Source organism: Rhodobaculum claviforme, assembly GCF_016653255.1.
In the GTDB taxonomy this organism is placed as follows: Bacteria; Pseudomonadota; Alphaproteobacteria; order Rhodobacterales; family Rhodobacteraceae; genus Rhodobaculum; species Rhodobaculum claviforme.
Window position 1 is genome coordinate 1 of record NZ_NHSD01000203.1, and the last position, 17,762, is coordinate 17,762.

The 17,762-nt window shown below is 65.8% G+C and carries 17 protein-coding genes, 1 tRNA gene, 3 pseudogenes and 1 other annotated feature; of the genes and pseudogenes, 19 read left to right on the forward strand and 2 right to left on the reverse strand.

The window, feature by feature from the left end; translation table 11 throughout:
• Positions 1 to 385: 385 nt before the first annotated feature.
• From nudC to CCR87_RS07045, 5 genes and pseudogenes are all read left to right on the forward strand, one after another.
• On the forward strand, positions 386 to 1,375 hold the full coding sequence (gene nudC, locus CCR87_RS07025; RefSeq protein ID WP_201156864.1) for an NAD(+) diphosphatase: 990 nt from the start codon (positions 386 to 388) through the stop codon (positions 1,373 to 1,375).
• A 13-nt stretch (positions 1,376 to 1,388) separates the two neighbouring features.
• Positions 1,389 to 1,850 carry a hypothetical protein gene (locus CCR87_RS07030; protein ID WP_201156848.1) on the forward strand — a complete coding sequence of 154 codons (462 nt, stop codon included), beginning with the start codon at positions 1,389 to 1,391 and terminating at the stop codon, positions 1,848 to 1,850.
• Between the two features lie 60 nt (positions 1,851 to 1,910).
• Positions 1,911 to 1,987: transfer RNA gene (locus CCR87_RS07035), tRNA-Pro, on the forward strand.
• A gap of 387 nt (positions 1,988 to 2,374) precedes the next feature.
• Entirely contained in the window at positions 2,375 to 3,289 is a 915-nt protein-coding gene (locus CCR87_RS07040; protein ID WP_201156849.1) for a tyrosine-type recombinase/integrase, read from the forward strand.
• A 12-nt stretch (positions 3,290 to 3,301) separates the two neighbouring features.
• Positions 3,302 to 3,949, forward strand: a pseudogene (locus CCR87_RS07045) (IS91 family transposase); the annotation flags it as partial.
• Between the two features lie 580 nt (positions 3,950 to 4,529).
• Positions 4,530 to 4,684: a sequence feature (AL1L pseudoknot), on the reverse strand.
• On the opposite strand, the gene CCR87_RS17700 reads toward CCR87_RS07045, so the two are convergent.
• Entirely contained in the window at positions 4,639 to 4,917 is a 279-nt protein-coding gene (locus CCR87_RS17700; protein WP_420850152.1) for a hypothetical protein, read from the reverse strand. Its footprint overlaps the feature before it by 46 nt.
• A gap of 177 nt (positions 4,918 to 5,094) precedes the next feature.
• On the opposite strand from CCR87_RS17700, the pseudogene CCR87_RS07055 reads away from it, so the two are divergent.
• The 14 genes and pseudogenes from CCR87_RS07055 to CCR87_RS07120 all read left to right on the forward strand — a co-directional run.
• Positions 5,095 to 5,676: pseudogene (locus CCR87_RS07055) on the forward strand (transposase); the annotation flags it as partial.
• Positions 5,677 to 6,473: 797 nt separating this feature from the next.
• Positions 6,474 to 7,667 carry a tyrosine-type recombinase/integrase gene (locus tag CCR87_RS07060; protein ID WP_201156850.1) on the forward strand — a complete coding sequence of 398 codons (1,194 nt, stop codon included), beginning with the start codon at positions 6,474 to 6,476 and terminating at the stop codon, positions 7,665 to 7,667.
• Between the two features lie 12 nt (positions 7,668 to 7,679).
• Positions 7,680 to 8,681, forward strand: a complete 1,002-nt coding sequence (locus CCR87_RS07065; protein WP_201156851.1) for a hypothetical protein — start codon at positions 7,680 to 7,682, stop codon at positions 8,679 to 8,681.
• Positions 8,682 to 8,987: 306 nt separating this feature from the next.
• On the forward strand, positions 8,988 to 9,257 hold the full coding sequence (locus CCR87_RS07070; RefSeq protein ID WP_201156852.1) for a helix-turn-helix transcriptional regulator: 270 nt from the start codon (positions 8,988 to 8,990) through the stop codon (positions 9,255 to 9,257).
• Entirely contained in the window at positions 9,254 to 9,730 is a 477-nt protein-coding gene (locus tag CCR87_RS07075) for a helix-turn-helix domain-containing protein (RefSeq protein WP_201156853.1), read from the forward strand. The genes CCR87_RS07070 and CCR87_RS07075 overlap by 4 nt, the downstream gene beginning before the upstream one ends.
• Complete coding sequence (locus tag CCR87_RS07080; RefSeq protein WP_201156854.1) at positions 9,723 to 11,210, forward strand: DEAD/DEAH box helicase; 1,488 nt, start codon at positions 9,723 to 9,725, stop codon at positions 11,208 to 11,210. The genes CCR87_RS07075 and CCR87_RS07080 overlap by 8 nt, the downstream gene beginning before the upstream one ends.
• The gene (locus tag CCR87_RS07085; protein WP_201156855.1) at positions 11,207 to 12,160 is read left to right on the forward strand and encodes a DUF7146 domain-containing protein; all 954 of its coding nucleotides are present in this window, start codon (positions 11,207 to 11,209) and stop codon (positions 12,158 to 12,160) included. The genes CCR87_RS07080 and CCR87_RS07085 overlap by 4 nt, the downstream gene beginning before the upstream one ends.
• Positions 12,157 to 12,777, forward strand: coding sequence for a terminase small subunit (locus CCR87_RS07090; protein WP_201156856.1), 621 nt, complete (start codon positions 12,157 to 12,159; stop codon positions 12,775 to 12,777). The genes CCR87_RS07085 and CCR87_RS07090 overlap by 4 nt, the downstream gene beginning before the upstream one ends.
• A gap of 6 nt (positions 12,778 to 12,783) precedes the next feature.
• Positions 12,784 to 13,083, forward strand: a complete 300-nt coding sequence (locus tag CCR87_RS07095) for a hypothetical protein (protein ID WP_201156857.1) — start codon at positions 12,784 to 12,786, stop codon at positions 13,081 to 13,083.
• Positions 13,084 to 13,148: 65 nt separating this feature from the next.
• Positions 13,149 to 13,484: a hypothetical protein gene (locus CCR87_RS07100; RefSeq protein WP_201156858.1), complete on the forward strand. Its 336-nt coding sequence runs from the start codon at positions 13,149 to 13,151 to the stop codon at positions 13,482 to 13,484.
• On the forward strand, positions 13,477 to 13,662 hold the full coding sequence (locus tag CCR87_RS07105) for a Rha family transcriptional regulator (protein WP_201156859.1): 186 nt from the start codon (positions 13,477 to 13,479) through the stop codon (positions 13,660 to 13,662). The genes CCR87_RS07100 and CCR87_RS07105 overlap by 8 nt, the downstream gene beginning before the upstream one ends.
• A gap of 432 nt (positions 13,663 to 14,094) precedes the next feature.
• Positions 14,095 to 14,451 carry a Rha family transcriptional regulator gene (locus tag CCR87_RS07110; protein ID WP_201156860.1) on the forward strand — a complete coding sequence of 119 codons (357 nt, stop codon included), beginning with the start codon at positions 14,095 to 14,097 and terminating at the stop codon, positions 14,449 to 14,451.
• Positions 14,452 to 14,822: 371 nt separating this feature from the next.
• Complete coding sequence (locus CCR87_RS07115; RefSeq protein WP_201156861.1) at positions 14,823 to 15,842, forward strand: hypothetical protein; 1,020 nt, start codon at positions 14,823 to 14,825, stop codon at positions 15,840 to 15,842.
• Positions 15,817 to 16,359 (forward strand): hypothetical protein, encoded by a 543-nt coding sequence (locus CCR87_RS07120; RefSeq protein ID WP_201156862.1) that lies wholly within the window; start codon positions 15,817 to 15,819, stop codon positions 16,357 to 16,359. Before CCR87_RS07115 ends, CCR87_RS07120 begins: the two co-directional genes overlap by 26 nt.
• A 243-nt stretch (positions 16,360 to 16,602) precedes the next feature.
• On the opposite strand, the pseudogene CCR87_RS17625 reads toward CCR87_RS07120, so the two are convergent.
• Positions 16,603 to 17,673 (reverse strand): annotated as a pseudogene (locus CCR87_RS17625) (type I restriction-modification enzyme R subunit C-terminal domain-containing protein); the annotation flags it as partial.
• Positions 17,674 to 17,762: the final 89 nt, after the last annotated feature.

Here is a 17,762-nt window from a genome sequence, read left to right on the forward strand (position 1 = left end):
CGACAGGGCGCCCGCCACCCCCCCCACCCCCGGCGCGCCGCCGGGCCGGGCCGGCGCATCGGTGTGGTAGTCATAGTCGATGAGCGACATGTGCAGATCACTGGTCGCGAGGATCCGCAGCGACCACACCGTGTCCGCGGACTGGGCTGAGACGTCCTCGTCGCCGGTCACATGTCCTCCGATCGCTCCTGCGCCGACCACATGGGCCGACTTGACAGGCTAGGGGGCCGACCGTCGGGGGAAACCCCAAAAGCGCGAGTGCAACACTTCTGCTCATCCCGGGGTTGCATTCGCGCAACAGCGTGGCGCGCGGCGCGCGGCGTTTGCCCTGCCGCGGCGGGCATGCCAAAAGGTGGCTGCGATCACGGAACGGGGAACAACGACCATGCGGCTGGCCGAGGCGGTGACCTTTGGTGGAACCGGCGGGGCCGGCGCGCAGGCGGGCCTGGACCGGGGCGCGCATCTGCGCGGCGACGATGCGGCGGTCGCCCGGCTGCTGTCCGATCCGGCCGCCCGCGTCCTGCCGATGTGGCGCGGCAAGCCGCTGATCGCGGGCGACGGCCGGGACCGGCCGGGCTGGCTGGCGACCGGCCATGCCGTGGCCGCGCCGAGCCGCGAGCCGCCGCTGTTTCTGGGGCTGGCCGACGGGGCGCCGCGGTTCGCGGTCGACGTCTCGGACTGGCAGCCACCGGATCTGGACGTGGCCGCGCTGGCGGCGTTTTCCGATCCCAGCGAACAGCACCACCCCGACCTGCCCACCGACCACCGCTTCACCGAGCTGCGGAGCGTGATGACCCGCCTGCCCCCCCGCGAGGCGGAGCTGATCGTCACCGCCCGCGCGCTGATCGGCTGGCACCGCAGCCACCGGTTCTGTTCGGCCTGCGGCGCGCGCAGCGCCATGCGCGAGGCCGGCTGGCGGCGCCACTGCGACGCCTGCTCCACCAGCCATTTCCCGCGCTCGGACCCGGTGGTGATCATGCTGGTCACACGCGGCGACCGGCTGCTGCTGGGCCGCTCTCCGGGCTGGCCCGAGGGGATGTATTCCCTGCTCGCGGGGTTCATCGAACCCGGCGAGACGATCGAGGCCGCCGTGCGCCGCGAGGTCCGCGAGGAGGTCGGCGTGCCGGTGGGCGCGGTGCGCTACCTCGCCTCGCAGCCGTGGCCGTTTCCCGCATCCCTGATGCTGGGCTGCGCGGCCGAGGCGCTGGACGACACCCTCAGCCTCGACCCCAAGGAAATCGAGGCCGCCGAATGGCTGGACCGGCAGACGCTGGTGGATATCCTCGGCGGCCACCATCCCCGCATCCGCGGCGCCCGGCCCGGCGCCATCGCGCATTTCCTGATCCGCCAATGGCTGGCGGACCGGCTGGACTAGAGGAACCCAAGGGATGATACTCACCGCCTCCGACCGCATCCACGCCCCGCGCGACTTCGTCTTTGCCCGAGCGACCGAGTTCGACCGCCTCGCCCGCGCGGCCGCGGGCCGGGGCGCCGAGGTGGCCGCCCCCGAACACGACGGCGCACAGGTGCGCTATGCCCTGCGCTACCCGTTCCGCGACGAGCTGTGGCCGGTGGTCCTGATGCTGGAGGGCGCCACCCCGCCCGAGGGGTTGCAGATCGCGCTGGAGGCCCGCGTCGCCACCGCACAGGGCGCCGTGCGGTTCAGCGAACTGTCGGCCGAGGTGACGCAGGTCGACCTGCGCGCCGAACTGCGCCCGGTGAACATGCAGGGCCGGCTGCTGATCGGCTCGCTCCACATGCTGCGTGCGCGCGTGCAGGCGCGTCTGGACCGCGACCTCGCCGCCCTGGCGCGCGGCGCCGAAGCGCTCTGGGCCGAGGCGCGCGCCTGACGGCGCTCCTCCCTCGGCGGGGCTTTCCCCGACGCCCGGCGCAGTCTATCAAGACCGGGTCGGGGTGTGGCGCAGCCTGGTAGCGCGTCGGTTTTGGGTACCGAAGGTCGCTGGTTCGAATCCAGTCGCCCCGACCAGAAACCCTCATCGGGTTCAGAAAGCTGAAGCGGCCTCGCACAGGGGATGCCAAAGGTCCGCAACTCCGCCAGAGGCGCGGGCCCGAAAGGCGCCCCACGGCCCCTTGCACGGCCGGTTCGAATCACCGCGCCCGACACACAGCCCGTCACGGACCACACCCGCATCCCCGGCCGTCCGACCGCGCGCCGCCGCTTCCCCCAACCCTGCGACATCATCGAGGCCGCCAACAAGAGCGGACGCCCGCGCAAACGGGACCGAGGACGCAGCCGCTCCGCGGCAATGGCGCCCTTGGCTGGTGTTCAGCGTTGATCTGATCGTAGCGCCTTTGGCCGCGGGGCTTTCTGTCTGACGCTTGGGGTCTTCCCCTCATCAGACAGGAGGTTTCCATGAAGGAGGAGAGAACCACCCCGCTGCGCCGGCGGATGATCGAAGACATGCGCATCCGTGGTGTGGGCGACACGGCGCAGAAGTCCCACATCCGGGCGATCAAGGATTTCGCGGCCTTTCTCGGGCGCTCCCCCGATACCGCGACGCCGGAGGATCTGCGGGCCTATCAACTGCACATGACCGACACCGGGGTCACGCCGTCGACGGTCAACGTGCGGATCGTGGCGCTGCGCGTCTTCTTCGGCATGACCTGCGGGCGGGAGGAGAGGAAGCGCCACATGTGGTTCCGCACCGAACCGCGGACGTTGCCCGTGGCCTTCAGCGTCCAGGAGGTGTCCGACATCCTGATGGCAGCCCCCGGACCCGGGCTCAAGTATCGCGCCGCGCTGAGCATCTCCTCCGGCGCAGGGCTCCGGGCGGCCGAGGTCTGCAACCCCAAGATCGGCGACATCGTGCCGGAGGCGCGTCTTCGACACGACGACAGCGTCCGGATGCTGACCCACGTCGAGCAGGGCAAGGGGGCGACGGACCGCAAGGTCATGCTGTCGCCCGGCCTGCTGGAGTTGTTGCGGGCCTGGTGGCGGGAGACGCGTCCCGAAGGCTGGCTGTTCCCGGGCAAGCCCAGGATCAACCCGAGCTCCGCCCGCCAGCGGAACCGCGCCGTCACGTCGGCCAAGCATATGGCCGGCGTCAGGAAGCCCGCGACACTGCACACGTTGCGCCATAGCTTCGCCACGCATCGGCTGGAGGCCAACACGGACGTGCGGGTGATCCAGGTGCTGCTGGGTCACGCCGGGCTGACGACCACCGCGCGTGACACCCATGTCGGCACCAGGACGATCCGCGACACCGTCAGCCCCTGCGAGATGCTGGCCAAGTTGCAGGATCAGACGGTGAAGCGAAGCCTGGAGTGACAGGGCGCCGGGATGATCCGGCCGAAGCGGGAGCTGGCAGATGCCTTCCGTGCCGTCATGCCGGAGGCGTGCATTCAGCACGACGGACCTGCGTGGCGGCAGGCCAATGCGGGGCATGTCAGCCTGAGTCAGCTGAAGGTGATGTCAGCGATCGAGACCTGCCGGACCGAGGCGCTTGGGCCAGGCATGTGGCGAGCTGCGCCAGTTGTGATCACCACCACAACGCCTGCAACTCCTGCAAGAACCGGCACTGCCCGAAGTGCCAGGGACCGGCCGCGCGCGACGGGATGGCCGCGCGGGCCGATGGCGGTGGAAGACTTTCACGTCGTCTTCACCCTGCCGGCCGAGGTCGCGCAGATCGCGTTCTGGAACAGGAAGGCGGTCTACGATCTGCTGTTCCGCGTCTCGGCCGAGACGGTCTCGACCATCGCGGCCGACCCCAGACGCACGGGCGCGCAGGTCGGCATGACCAGTGTCCTGCACACCTGGGGTTCGGCACTGACGCACCATCCCCACATCCACATGATCGTCCCGGGCGGTGGCCTGTCGCCCGACGGCACCCGGTGGGTGCCCTGCCGCCCGGGCTTCTTTCTGCATGTGAAGGTGCTCTCTCGCCTGTTCCGGCGCCTGTTCATCGAGGGGCTGCTGGCCCTCCATCGTGACCCGCCCCGGGTTTACCGGAAGGGGTTTCGTTCAACGGTTCAGGCGAGCCATACCGATGGTCTCGGGTGGATCAAGGTGGCGCAGCTCGGCCTCTGCCGGGGGCATGTAGCCGATGGCGCTGTGCAGGCGCTCCGTGTTGGATCGGTCGACCCGGTGCATGGTCTCCCACTCGACGTTCGGGAGGTTTTTCCATGGCCCGAGCTGCCTGATGACCTCGGTCTTGAACAGACCGATGACGCTCTCGGCCAGCGTGGTGTCGTGGGACTCGCCGACCGTGCCGACGGAGGGATCCACGTCGGCATCGACCAGACGCTCGGTGTAGCGGATCGACAGGTCCTGCGACACGCGGTCGGAGTGATGGATCAAGCTCCTGCTCCCAAGCGGTTTTCTCTGCCAGAGCGCCTGCGGCCGGCGCATCCAGGACGAACCGGGTGGTCATCGACGTGGAGACGCACCAGCCGACGATGCGCCGTGCGAACACGTCGATGATCGAGCCATGGGACGCCACCGGTCCGAGTAACCATGGCGAGGGGTGCGCGGGATCACACTCGGCAGCCTTGCGTTCGTACCAGCTGGACGGGGCGATCGGCAGCACGCCACTGATCGGCCTCCGCCAGCGGGCCCGAACCGGTGGCGTCGCGCTGGCTCAGCCCCGAACTCCCCCCGGAACTCTTCAATGAACGCAATCATTTGCGGAACGGGCGGTCGAGCTCCGCCTGGGCAAAATATGCGTTCGCCAGTGGGCTTGAACCGTCGCCCATCGGGCTCGAACCGATGACGCCGCGATGGGCGACCGCCTTCACTGGCTCACCCTTCTTCAGGATCTCATCGGCCTGCCGCAGCTCACGGTTGTCGCGCTCGCGTTCCTTGATGCGCGCCTTCTCCGCGGTGCTGGGCCCGGGTAGTCGGCCGGTATCGCGCTGAGACTGCTTGTGACCCTGACCCGCAGGCTGTCGGGCGAGCAACCGAGCCTGGCCGCGATGTCGCGCACCGCGGCCGTCAGGCTCGCATAGCTGTCGAGATGATCGATGACCATCTGCACCGCCCGCTCGCGGAACTCTGCCGGGTACGGGCTCGTCGTGGTCTTCTTCATGTCCATGGGAGGGCATCCTTCGAGAGTTTTGCCCGCCGGCAAACCCGGGGCGGTTCAGCGTGCTGGTGCTCTGTCCTTCTTCGGAGCCTTGGCCGGACTGGCAGATGCCGGGGCTTTCGCCGCCTGCCTGGCCCCGTTCCGCAAGTCCAAATGGGGTGTCTACGCCAAACCGCCGTTCAGCGGACCCGAGGCGGTGCTGGCCTATCTCAGCCGCGACACGCACCGGGTGGCGATCTCGAACAGTCGCCTGGTCAGCGCCGACGCCGCAACCGTCGCCTTCCGCTGGAAGGAGTGTCGCATCAAGCGGGGCGACCGGCAGCGGGTCATGCGGCTGGTCACCGGGGCGTTCATCCGCCGCCTCCTGCTCCATATCCTGCCCGACGGCTTTCACCGCATCCGCCATTACGGCCTGCTGGCCAGCGCCGGCCGCAAGGCCAACATCGCGAAGGTCCGCGCCCTGCTCGGCACGCCAAGCGCCACCGTGCCACCCAAGGCGGAGGTCAAACCCGTCCAGCTGACCCTGCGCAAGCCCTGCCCCTGCTGCGGCGGCCCCATGCGCGTGATCGAGATCTTCCGGCGCGGCCAGAAACCCCGGCCATGCGCCCCACCGAGGGACCAGGCTGCAGGATGACGCGCCCATCCCCCAGATCGTCGTCATGCCGGCCCCAGCCAAAACGGGACCGGCCGATCCCGCATGTTCCGCCCGCCCACCGCGCCGCGCCTCGCAGGCTAGGATGGCGCCCATGGCGCACGTTTCCAGACCGCCTGTGCCCAGAAACGGCCCGTCCCGACGCGAGCAAAGGACACGATCCCAAGCTGAGACCGACCCCAGCCACCACCCTCAGCGCTCTTTCCCCATAGAGACCTCCCGACCCCTCGCGGCTTCCTCCTTGGGAGGTTTTCCAACGCGGGCCGAAGTCACGCCAAAGACAAAGCCGCCCGCCGCGGCACGCATCGGAAAACCTCCACCGAAGCCGACGTCCAAGGGATCATCGCCATCGTCCGCCGAATCGAAGCCAGCGCGCGCGTGGCATGGAGCGCCTGCCCGGCCGCCTGTTCCGCCTCAGCCAGCACTGCGCCGCCCTGGCGAGGGCTGACGCGCCGAACCGCCCACATCCCCGCCGCGTCGGTTCCGTGCATCCGCGGGGCGGGGTATGGCCGACTTCAGTCAGACACTTGGGTGGATGAGGTCCAGGCGCTACCGCGCCGTCAGGGGAACTATCAGCGGCTCAAGTCGACACGCTGGTGCGGGTGGGGCGCATTGAATGCCTGCTACATATAGCTCCACCCTGTCCAAACTCGACGCGACTGCACTGATATTACTGATATTCACTGCTCACATCTGTCTTGACCTGTTCAGAGGCATACGAGATGTTGGGGTGGATAAATTGCTGGATCAATCTGGCTTCGGGAAAAGGTGGATATGCCATGAGGGCGCGCAACCGGCTATCGGCAGCATTCGTGAAGCGCGCCCCAGAGGGCAAGTGGTGCGACGGGGCAGGACTGTGGCTGGTGAAGCGTCCGGACGGTGGCGCGCAGTGGGTGCTGCGTCTGACCGTTCACGGGCGGCGGCGCGAGATGGGCCTCGGCGGTGCGGATGTCTCGCTGGCACAGGCCCGCGATCTTGCCGACCGCTGGCGTTCGGTCGCGGCGGCCGGGCGTGACCCTGTCAAAGAGCGCGAGGCCGAGGTCCGCGCCGCCCGGCGGGAGGACATCACCCTCGCGATCATCACGGCCGATGCGTTCGAAGCCCGCAAGGGCGAGTTGAAGGGCGAGGGCAAGGCCGGCCGGTGGATGTCGCCGCTGGAGGTCCACGTCCTGCCGAAGCTGGGCCGGGTGCCCGTCACCGACATCGACCAGCGCGACATCCGGGACTGTCTCGCGCCCATCTGGCACGGGCGCGGCGCGGAGGCGGCCCAGAAGGCCCTCCAGCGCATCGGGATCGTGCTGAACCATGCCGCCGCGCTGGGTCTGGAAGTGGACCTCCAGGCTCCAGCCAAGGCCCGCGCCCTCCTGGGCAAGTCCCGTCGTGAGCGCCAGCACATCCCCGCAGTCCACTGGCGCGACGTGCCGGAATTCTATGCCACCCTGGCCGAGCCAACGATCACGCACCTCGCCCTGCGCCTGCTGATCCTGACCGGAGTGCGCTCCGGGCCCCTGCGGTTCCTCCGGGCTGACCAGATCGAGGGGGATACATGGACCGTCCCGGGGGATGCGATGAAGGGGCGCAAGGACAAGACCGCCGACTTCTTCGTGCCACTGTCCGCGGAGGCGCTGCGGGTGATCGAGCTGGCTCGCCCATTCGAGCGCGATGGCTTTCTGTTCCCATCTGCGCGCAAGGGTGTAATCTCCGACGCCACGATGGCCCGGCTGATGGAGCGACGCGGGATGTCCGAACGCCCCCACGGCTTCCGGTCATCCCTGCGCGATTGGCTGGCCGAGTGCACCGACGCGCCCCACGAAGTCGCCGAGACCGTGCTGGGCCATGTCGCCGGCTCCAAGGTGGTGAAGAGCTACAGACGTACCGACTTCATCGACCAGCGCCGGGTGCTGATGCACCGCTGGGCCGAGCATGTGACCGGCGCGACGGGAAAGCTGGTCAAGCTGGCCGGCGCAGGTTGAGGCGACCGTTCGATGAATGACGATGCATGGGCGCAGCTCTGGCGCAACCGAAAGGGAAATGATCAGCCCCTCCGGAGCACAGAGAACATGTGCGACGACGGCGACGCGGTCCCTTTCGAGGAGGTTGTGCATGCACTGGAGGCCCGCGCGCGACATCTTCTCAAACGGGAGTCGATGGTCGGCCGCTCGCGGCATGTCACCGGCAGGGCGCGTCTCCGTGACGAAGAACTGGTGGGCCGGCTCGCGCGGCTCCATGATCATGTGCGAGACTGCGCCAAGGCAGCCCAGGTTTTCTCGCCCGGCCCGACCAGTACCGCAGAGGGGAAGGCCCTGTTCACCATGGTGGACGACGCTGCAACATCGCTCGCCGGCAAACGCTTTTCGCGGATGGCTGATAACAGCATCGAAGACCTTCTTACGAACGTCTGGAGCGCGCTTGCTGAGTGCCTCGACCTGCTTGGCGCCATGGCGGCGAAAGCCGCCCTGCGCCTCGACCCCGGCGCCCGACTGGACCTGCTGACCCCAGAGGAGGTCGAGGCGACTTTTGAGGACACACCTGAGGTCATGGATCTCGCCGCGATGCTGCGACTCCATGATGGCCTGCAGGACAGCATCGCTGAAGCACGGGCGATCTTGGCCGGAAGGTTTCACGGACCCAAAACAACGAGAGGCCGACAGGAACAGCGCAGAGGGCGGTGGATCGCCGCGCATCTCCTGGGCATTGCTGAGGGCATGGGCCTCAAGGCGTCTCGCAACCACACGAAGCATGAGGGCGCGCCCAGGAACAGCGCTGCGGACGCGGTCGCGATGGCCATCGGCCGGCTGCAGTCCAACCGGCTGGCGGATCATGTTGCCCGCGCTGTGCACAGCGAGTTGCCGCGCAACAGGGACGATGAGTTCGACATTCGGGTCACGACCGAGGCCATCATGCGCAGGCTGGTCCAGTCCAAGGACGCGCACCTTGAAGATCCGAGGGAGGTCGGGCGCCTCTTCGGGCGCTGCCTGCGGGCCTAGCCCCACACCAGCGTGCCCTGACTGACGTCACCCGGCCTCCGCATCCCGACCTCGGTGGCAGACGCCGGGGCTGACCACCTCGTCCGTCCCAATGGCGGGTGCCAACACATGAGCGTGCGCAGGTGTAATCGGCCAAGCCGACAGACCGTGCAACCTTAGACCCATCGAAACTTCGAGCCCGACACTGCCGTGATGCTACTCCGTGGACGCCCGACCGCTGGCCTGGTCGGAGACTGTATTTGAGTCTGACGATACGGGGGACATGCACGACCAGATCTGCCTCACGATAGCCAATCGGAGGTACAGATGGCCGCGTTTAAATACCTGACAATGAACGACATTCGTGAGGCTCTAGGGGGCCGATCGCGCGGCGCGATCTACAAGGACATCGCGACCGGGCGCCTGCCGCAGCCGCTGCTGCTGGGGGGCAAGAACCTCTGGCGCAGTGATGAGCTGGAGGCCCACCTCGCACACCTCACCGATGCGCAGCGCGCCGAGCGCGAGGCTCGGCTGGAGAAAGACGCCACCGCCGCAGCCCGCCGGGACATGCGCGCCGCGCGGAGGGCGCGGGCATGAGCATCCGCGCGATCAAGTGGGCCCATGCACTCCTGCCCCTGTTGACCCTGCCGCCCACCGAAAGGTGCGTGTTGCTGGTTCTGGCTTACCGTCACCATGACCGGACCGGCGCTTGTTTCCCGGGCATGAAGACCATCGCCGAAGACTGCGGGGTCGGCGAACGCCGGGCCCGTCAGGCGGTGAACGTGCTGAAGACATGGGGTGTCATCAAGGTCCGCCGCGGGAGCACCGCGGCGGGCAACGCCTCGAACCGCTACACCCTGTTCGGCAAACCGAAGCGACCCAAGGAAAACGGCAACCCGCTGCCGGTTTCGGAGGTTGGCAAACCGGCACAAAAAAGCCGGTTTCAAAGGGGCAACCGTGTACCGGTTTCAAACCGGCAGACGGTTGCCGACGATAGGGGTTACTCTTCTGAGATGGAAAACCCCGGCCAGAGGCTGCGCCTTGTGCAGGGGGGGCGCGCCAATGGCTGATGGTTCGCTCTTTCCCCCCGAGGCCCAAGCCAGGAAGGAGCTCCGGCCTCATCAGGAAACCGCGCTGGACCTCATCCGCGCATCTGCTCGCCTGGGCAACCGCCTGATCGTTTGCGGGATGCCCACCGGCGCTGGGAAGACGGTCATGGCCGCGAGGCTGATCGAGCGCGCACTGGCCAAGGGCAAACAGGTGATCTTCACCGCCCCGGCCATCAGCTTGATCGACCAGACCGTCGCAGCGTTGGAGGCCGAAGGCATCACCGACATCGGAGTGATGCAGGCCGATCACCCGCGGACCAATCCGCTGGCGAGGGTTCAGGTAGCCTCCGTGCAGACCCTCGCCCGCAGGGACATCCCCGAGGCCGCCCTGATCATCGTGGACGAGTGCCACATCCGGTCCCGGGTCATCGACCGGCTGATGGACGAGCGCCAGGACGTGTTCTTTGTCGGGCTGTCGGCAACCCCATGGGCCAAAGGGATGGGCCTGCGGTGGCAGGACCTCGTAGTGCCAGTGACCATCGGCGAGCTCATCGAGGCCGGGCGCCTGTCCCAGTTCAAGGTCTACGCGCCCGACGTGCCGGACCTTTCAGGGGTGAAGGTGCAAGCCGGTGAATACGTCGAGAGCGGGCTTGCGGACGTGATGGGGCAAGCGGCCCTGATTGGGTCCGTGGTGCAAACGTGGCTTGAAAAGGGCGAGGACCGGCCGACGCTGTGCTTCGCTGTCAACCGCGCCCACGCCGCTGACCTTCAAGCCGAGTTCGAGCGCCATGGCATCGCGGCCGGATACGTCGATGCGATGACTGATCGGGTGGAGCGCGACCTGATCAACCGCCGCTTTCGCACGGGCGACATCTGCGTCATCTGCTCCGTGCGGACCATGACCACCGGCGTTGACCTGCCGGTGTCGTGCATCATCGACGCCGCCCCGACGCGCTCCGAGATGCTGCACGTCCAGAAGATTGGGCGTGGCCTGCGCGTCAATCCCGGGACCGAGGACTGCCTTATCCTGGACCATGCCGGCAACAGCCTACGCCTGGGGCTGGTGACCGACATCAGCCGCGCAGACCTCGACACCACCGCGCCGGGCGAGAAAGCCAAGCGCGAGGCGAAGGCCGAGAAGCTGCCCAAGCCGTGCGTGTCCTGCGGCACCCTTCACGCTGGCCGGGTGTGCCCGACATGCAGCCATGAGCGGCGCCCCGCAGCGAACGTAGAGACCGCTGAGGGCGAGTTGGTGCAGATCAGCGGCAAGCGGTCCGCACCGACGAAGGCCGAGAAGCAGGCGTTCTGGTCCATGGCCCTTTGGCTGCAGCAAGCGCGCGGATGGTCGGCCGGCCGCACGGCGCATCTCTACCGCGACAAGTTCCGGGTCTGGCCCCGCGGCCTGCGGAACGTGACGGAGCAGCCGGACCAGGCCTTCATGTCCTTCGAGCGGAGCAGGCGCATCGCCTACGCGAAGCGCATGGCGGGGGGTGGCAAATGACCTTCCATCGCAAGACCGCAGACGTGGCGAAGGGCAAGTGGCGGGGCATCCTCCTGCGGCTTGGAGTTCCGTCGGGTGCGTTGACCGGGAAGCATGGCCCGTGCCCCATGTGCGGTGGCACGGACCGCTTCCGTTTCGATAACAAGGAGGGCCGTGGGACGTGGATCTGTGGCGCCTGCGGGGCCGGCGACGGCATGGCGCTGGCGATGCAGTTCACCGGTAAGGCCTTCAACGAGGTTGCGCCGGAAATCGACATGATCTTGGGCAACGAGGTGGTGGGCGCCGAGAAGCCCGCGTCCGAGATCACCGAGGCGCAGCGCAAGACCGCCTTGCGCGAGGTCTATGCGCAGACCGTGCCGGTGCAATCCGGCGATCTGGTGGACGCCTATCTGACCGCCCGCGGCGTCGGCGATCTCGTCTATCACCGGACCCTGCGCTTCGCGCCCGCTCTGCGCGACGGAGAGGGGGGCTTGAGGCCCGCGTTGGTGTCGGTGGTGCAGGGGCCGGATGGGGCGAACGTGTCGCTGCACCGCACCTTTCTGCGCCCGGACGGCAAGGCGAAGGCGGAGATGGCCACACCGCGAAAGCTCATGCCCGGCAAGCTGCCCGACGGGGCCTGCGTTCGGTTGTGCGACTTCACCGGAGGACCGCTGGGGATCGCGGAGGGCATCGAGACCGCCAAGGCGGCATCCTCGCTCTACTACCTGCCGGTCTGGGCTGCGCTCAACGCGGCCATGCTGGCCCGCTGGCAGCCGCCCGAGGGCTGCGACGAGGTCGTGATCTTCTCCGACAACGATCCGAAGTTCGGCGGTCAGGCCGCCGCCTTCACCCTCGCCCACCGCCTCGCCTGCAAAGGCATGGCTGTCAACGTCCTGACCCCACCAATCCCCGGCGAGGACTTCGCCGACATGTGGATGAACCGCCACCGCCCCAAGGGAGAACGCCGATGACCACCACCCTCAACGCCCGGCAGGAGGCCTTCGCAGCCGCCTATGTCCGATCCATGAATGCCACCCAAGCCGCCATCGAAGCCGGATACAGCGCCAACGGCGCGTCCTCGAAAGGATGGGACCTATTGAGAAACGTGAAGGTCCAGGCGCGCATCGAAGAACTCCAGACCGAGATCATGGCCCGCAATGACGTGGAGGCAGATCGCCTGATCCGGCACCTCTACCTCATCGCCACGGCGGACGCCTCCGATCTGGTCCAGCTCCACATTGATCCCTGCCCGCGCTGCTGGCCCGACCTCGATGCCCGCGATCCCGCGCGCGCCGAGCCCGATCCGGAGTGCATGACCTGCCGCGGGCGCGGGCAGCCCCGTGTCGCCTATACTCCGGTCGATCAGATGTCGCCCAGCGCCAAGGCGCTGTTCCGGGGCGTGCGGCACAACCCCAAGACCGGCTCCATGGAGGTGCTGATGCACGACCGCCTGAAGGCCGCCGACATGCTGATGCGGCACCTCGGGCTGTACCGCGACCAGGACGAGGCCCCGCGTGCCGACCCCCTGCGTGACCTCATCGCGGACATCTGCCGCCGCGGCTCCACCGCGCCCCTGGCCAAGGACTGACCACCCATGCCAGACGCCTGCGGCAATGATCTTCTCGAAGAGCCCGCGCGCAACATGCGCAACCTGTGGGTCGCGGTTTTTCGGGAAGCCATCAGCGAGGCCCGGCGCAACCCGGAGGATCGGTGGCTGCGCACCGCCGACGCGCGCACCGTCGCGGCCCTGGCGGGGATCGAGCCCGACCTCGCGCCGCAGATCGCGGCTCGGGTGCGGCCGCAACATGAAGCCGCTGCCGAGCCAGGCAACGGGACACCCCGGCCCGGCGCTGCGTGCGTGCCGCGTCGGGCAAGGGGTGGCCGGGATAGGTGAGCCCAAGTTTGGGCCGACCGGCACTGAGGCCGGATTCGGGCCGAGTACTGCGCGACATCGAGAAGATGCTGGCCGAGATCACTCACCCCAAACTTGGGGCCAGTGATTTCCTTAGCAAATACAGGGATGCTACCGGCCGGTCCTTCAAGGAGTATCTCCTGCCGCGCGACCTGACCGTCACCCTGATCCTCGGCTACCGCGCCGACCTCCGCTATCGGGTGGTCAAGCGGCATGACAGCGTGAAGCACAGCATCGAAGCCCTGGCGGAACATGGGGTATTTGTCCGCCCTCAGTCTGAGGACGAAGAATCCAAGGACGCGATGGGCCGGAGAATATTTGTCCAACCCCCAACGGGGGACGAACAAGAAGTTGCGACAACCACCAACGGTGGGCGTGCCTGAGCCCAGCCAGAACGGCCGCACCGATGCCACGCGCGTCTACCACCTCGGCCAGCGCGACACCTACATCGTGGTCGCGCAGCTCTCGCCCGAGTTCACCGCCCGCGTGGTGGACCGCTGGCAGGAACTGGAGGTGCAGGCCGCAGCGCTGCTGCGGTTGCTGTTGCATCTCCGATGTTGATTGGTGCGGGCCTTGGAGCAAACTGGGGCGGCAGAGTAGCTGCGTAGGCCATGGGTGTAGCGAGCGAGGGGCCCCACGCCGCAATCCGGGGCACCCTGTCTTTTTCGCCATCGTGTGCGCCGAGTGGCCGTAGGTGATCGGGGGCCCTGTCCTTTTCGCCAGATCACGAGGCCATGCGGGGCGCAGGATGCTGCCGGGTGTATCTTTTCGGCGCTCGCTGTGGTTCCAAGTGGCGGCTTGGAAGGTTGCGAGCCAGCGCCAACCGAGGGCAACCGAGGGCAACGCTGCGACCGCGGGTGGCGGACGAGCAGCCCCGACGGGTTTTCATCAAGCTCGTCCGCACAGAAATTCAGGAACGAGAGGACTTCGGAAGGGTCAGTTTTGAAAACCGACCCTTTGAGACCGCTGGGCGCATCCAGTCGATAGAGCCTGATGATCCCGGCGGCGCAGGCCGTCATCATGTCCTCGCGCGAGATCGCGGAGCTGGTGGAGAAGCAGCACGACCATGTGCTGCGCGACATCGAGAAGATGCTGGCGGAAATCAACCACCCCAAGTTTGGGGCGGTTGACTGTGCCGCCGAATATCGGGACGCAAAGGGGCAGATGCGCAAGGAATACCTCCTGCCGCGCGATCTGACCGTGACGCTGATCCTCGGCTACCGCGCCGATCTGCGCTATCGCGTGGTCAAGCGGCTGGAGGAACTGGAGGCGCAGGCCCGGCCCGACCCCGTGGCGATGCATGACCACCTCAACCTTGAGACGGCGGACCGATCAGCCCGCGCCCTGTAGTTCGCTGAGATCCGCTACCTCCCAAGAAATGCAGGGTACAGCGCCGGGCCGATGTCGGACGCGAACGCGCATGCAGACCCTGTCAGCGCCGCTTGAGGCCTACACTGCCATACGGGACATAGCCAAGCGTGGCGGTGTCAAGATGTCATCTGCATTTGGAGTTGTAGATGCGCCAAGCAACTACGCGTTGACCATCCGTCTACCTATGGCCAATAACATGTCAGGCAACGCAAGAAAGTTAAGGCTACATGGTTACCGTCGACATAAAGACCAAGGTGCTTCCTACTGCCCACAGAGTCTACATGGTTCGCCCTGGAACCGGTTATCACCTACTAGGACCGACCACGGAGAGCCAGGCGATTGCCCCGGACTTGGCATTCCTTGAAATCGAGGATGGTGTCCGTCCGAGAGATGCGGCCGGCATTGATGCCCAGATCACGCGGGCGCGTGCGTTTGCGGAATGGGTCAAGACCGAGGAAAGAAGGGGCGAAAACCGCCCGTCGCAAGCCCTGGAAGATTACGCTGGGGCGGAAGCTCCACCGAGAGTTGCGTTATACCGGAACACGGCTGACGAAATTTTGCACACTCTCCCCGAAGGTTCTCTGATTTTTGTCCCTAACCCTGACCTAACACGCAACGGAATGTTCGGTGAATTAGTCGCTCCTGACGCGCCGCGTATTAGATTCAGAGGGGCTGGCCACAGGAGTGAGTTTTCCTACCTCGGCCGTCGACTGAAGAACGTGAAGAATCTCCCGATGCAAAATCTGGACCCAGACTTCTTTAGGCCAATGCGGAAACGCGTTTGGACCCATGAATATGCTGCACGTGAGACAGAGTTGCTATACCGGCAGTACTACGGTGACTTTGAAATCATTGGCAGGAAAGCAGTGGCGGAGATCGAAGTCACGCGTCGGCGCGTTTCGGGCACTGACCTTAACATCATCGGAGCCCTTACGACCCTGGTTGATGAGACTCTAGCGCGTGTGGAGCGTGGTGATAGAGAACAGTTGACCATGCACAATGTGGTCTTCATGCAACCTGACCCTCAGGGACCGGTGTTGCATGCCAACATCGGTTCGCCCGGCAGTGTTCTCGTCGAGTCGGTCACCCGCCGTGTCGCACCGGTGGTAAAGGTCATCATGGTGCTGGCGCTGGCGGGGTATGTCGGCGCGGATGTCTGGGACATGGTGCAGGCTAGGAATCTGGTGCTTGAGAACACAGACGGCCTAGCAGGTGTGGCCGATGCGCAACTTGCCGAGACCCATGAGAAGACCTATGCTTTCGTTCGAGCTTCTGGGGCCGATAGCCTTGACGAAATCTTGGAATATGTACGCGATTTCCACGCGCGGACCGGCGGTAGGGTTGATGGACACGTTCACCATAATGAATAGGCTTGGTCCATTTTGGGCAATTGCCCGGTTCATCTGGGCGTTCAAGGGCTTGATATCTATTGTTTTGCTGGCCGGCACTTTTCTCGGGTATATGACTTCTGAGATGATTGAGCATCGACGGACGATGGTCAAGAATTTCAATGCTACGCTGTCAGAGATTGGCGCAGCCGAAGCGACATTTCGTAACGCTGGTGAGCTTGCCTTCAAGGGGCCGAGTCGGACAGGAGATTCTATTACTACCAAGCAAGCGCAATCCCTTGAGCAAGCTGTGCGTGCTTTGCGGTCTAAGCTTATAGAAGGTCTGACCCCGAACAGGACTATCGAAAATGCGCGTGACGCGTATGTGCGAAGCCTGACTGACCTGCAAGGTCGACTTAATCTCTTTGCACCCGGCGCCGAAGGAACCGAACGTGTACTTGAAGGCTTAATATTGGTGCAGCCGGCCGCTGATGCCTATCATGAATCTGCGACTACTTTTCAGACAAGCGTTTGGACGTCTTTCTGGTCAGCCTTCTGATCGGATGCGCAGGTACGGGTTTAGTGGCTTGAGGCTCGCTATAGCGAAAAGGGTATTACATAGAACCACCATCCCGATTGTATAGCGGCGCCAAGCATGGACTTGTAGTTTTGGTAACGCCCACACGAGGTGCCCGACTGATGTTTTGCGGAAACAATTAGTCGACCCAAAAATTTATCTTCCTGTTTATTGAAGCAACAAACCCTCGGTCAACTGCCAATCCAAGCTCCACTGCTCCGTCTGTCAGCGGAATAGGTGCCCTTGGATGGCGATGAAGGCTTTCCGGATATCGGCCACTGGCCCCAGCGCGGCCTTGGCGTCGTTGGTGCCCCCATAGCGGATCCGAAGGAAGTCCCGGACCTTGCCGAGCGATAGCTCTTCGATACCGTGAGCCTCATAGGCTTGAAGAACATAGTCGAGGAACTGGCGCATTTCCTCCTCGTACCCACCAAGACCGTTTGCACGTGCTGTCTCGGCGCGCTCCTTCCGGGCTAGGGGTGCCAGTGTGAACCTGACGTAGGCTAGTACGTCGAAGATGTCGCTGTTCGGCGCGTCGATCAGGCGGCGCATCTCCTCCATGCGGTCGCCGACATAGCCGAGCTCGCCAAGGCGCTGCAGAAAGGCCTCGCGGCGGTCGGGCTCGCTCCAGATCGCCCGCAACTCGCCTTCGGAGGTCACCAGATTAGCTAGATCGCCGAACAGCTGGGCCATGAACTCCTGCGCGGTCATGGGGCGACCGTCGTGGGACCAGTAGGTCGTCGCGGCGATGTATAGGATCTGGCGTTCCTTGCCATCGGCCAGCTTCACGACGACCTTTTCGCCCGCGGGGGGATCATCTTCCTGTCCCGGCTCTGGCGGATCGGGCTCCGGGCCCGGTGATCTCGTTGAGGGGCTGGGGCCGGGCGGGTACGGGGGGATGGGTTCGCCGTCCCACTCGGGATCGTTGAAGTGCTCATAGGCCTTCACGAAGTCATAGACCGTGAAGAAGTCCTTGCCGTCGAAGGTCCGTGTGCCCCGGCCGATGATCTGCTTGAACTCGATCATCGACTTGATGGGGCGCATCAGCACGATGTTGCGGATGTTGCGGGCATCCACCCCGGTGGACAGCTTGTGCGAGGTGGTCAGGATCGTCGGCAGCGTCTTCTCGTTGTCCTGGAACTCGCGGAGGTGCTGTTCTCCCAGCTTGCCGTCGTCGGCGGTCACGCGCTGGCAATAATGCGGGTTGGGGTTGTCCTTGACCTGGTTGATGTAGTCCCTGACCCGTGCGGCGTGCTCCGTAAGCGCCACGCCGACCCCCTCCTCCCGCTGGTGATCTGACCAAGCCATTCTCTGCGCTCATGAGCGTTGGAGGTTTGGGCTTGGAAAGAGACGGCAAGGTGGGCGTCCATTTGGACGGCTCGTGG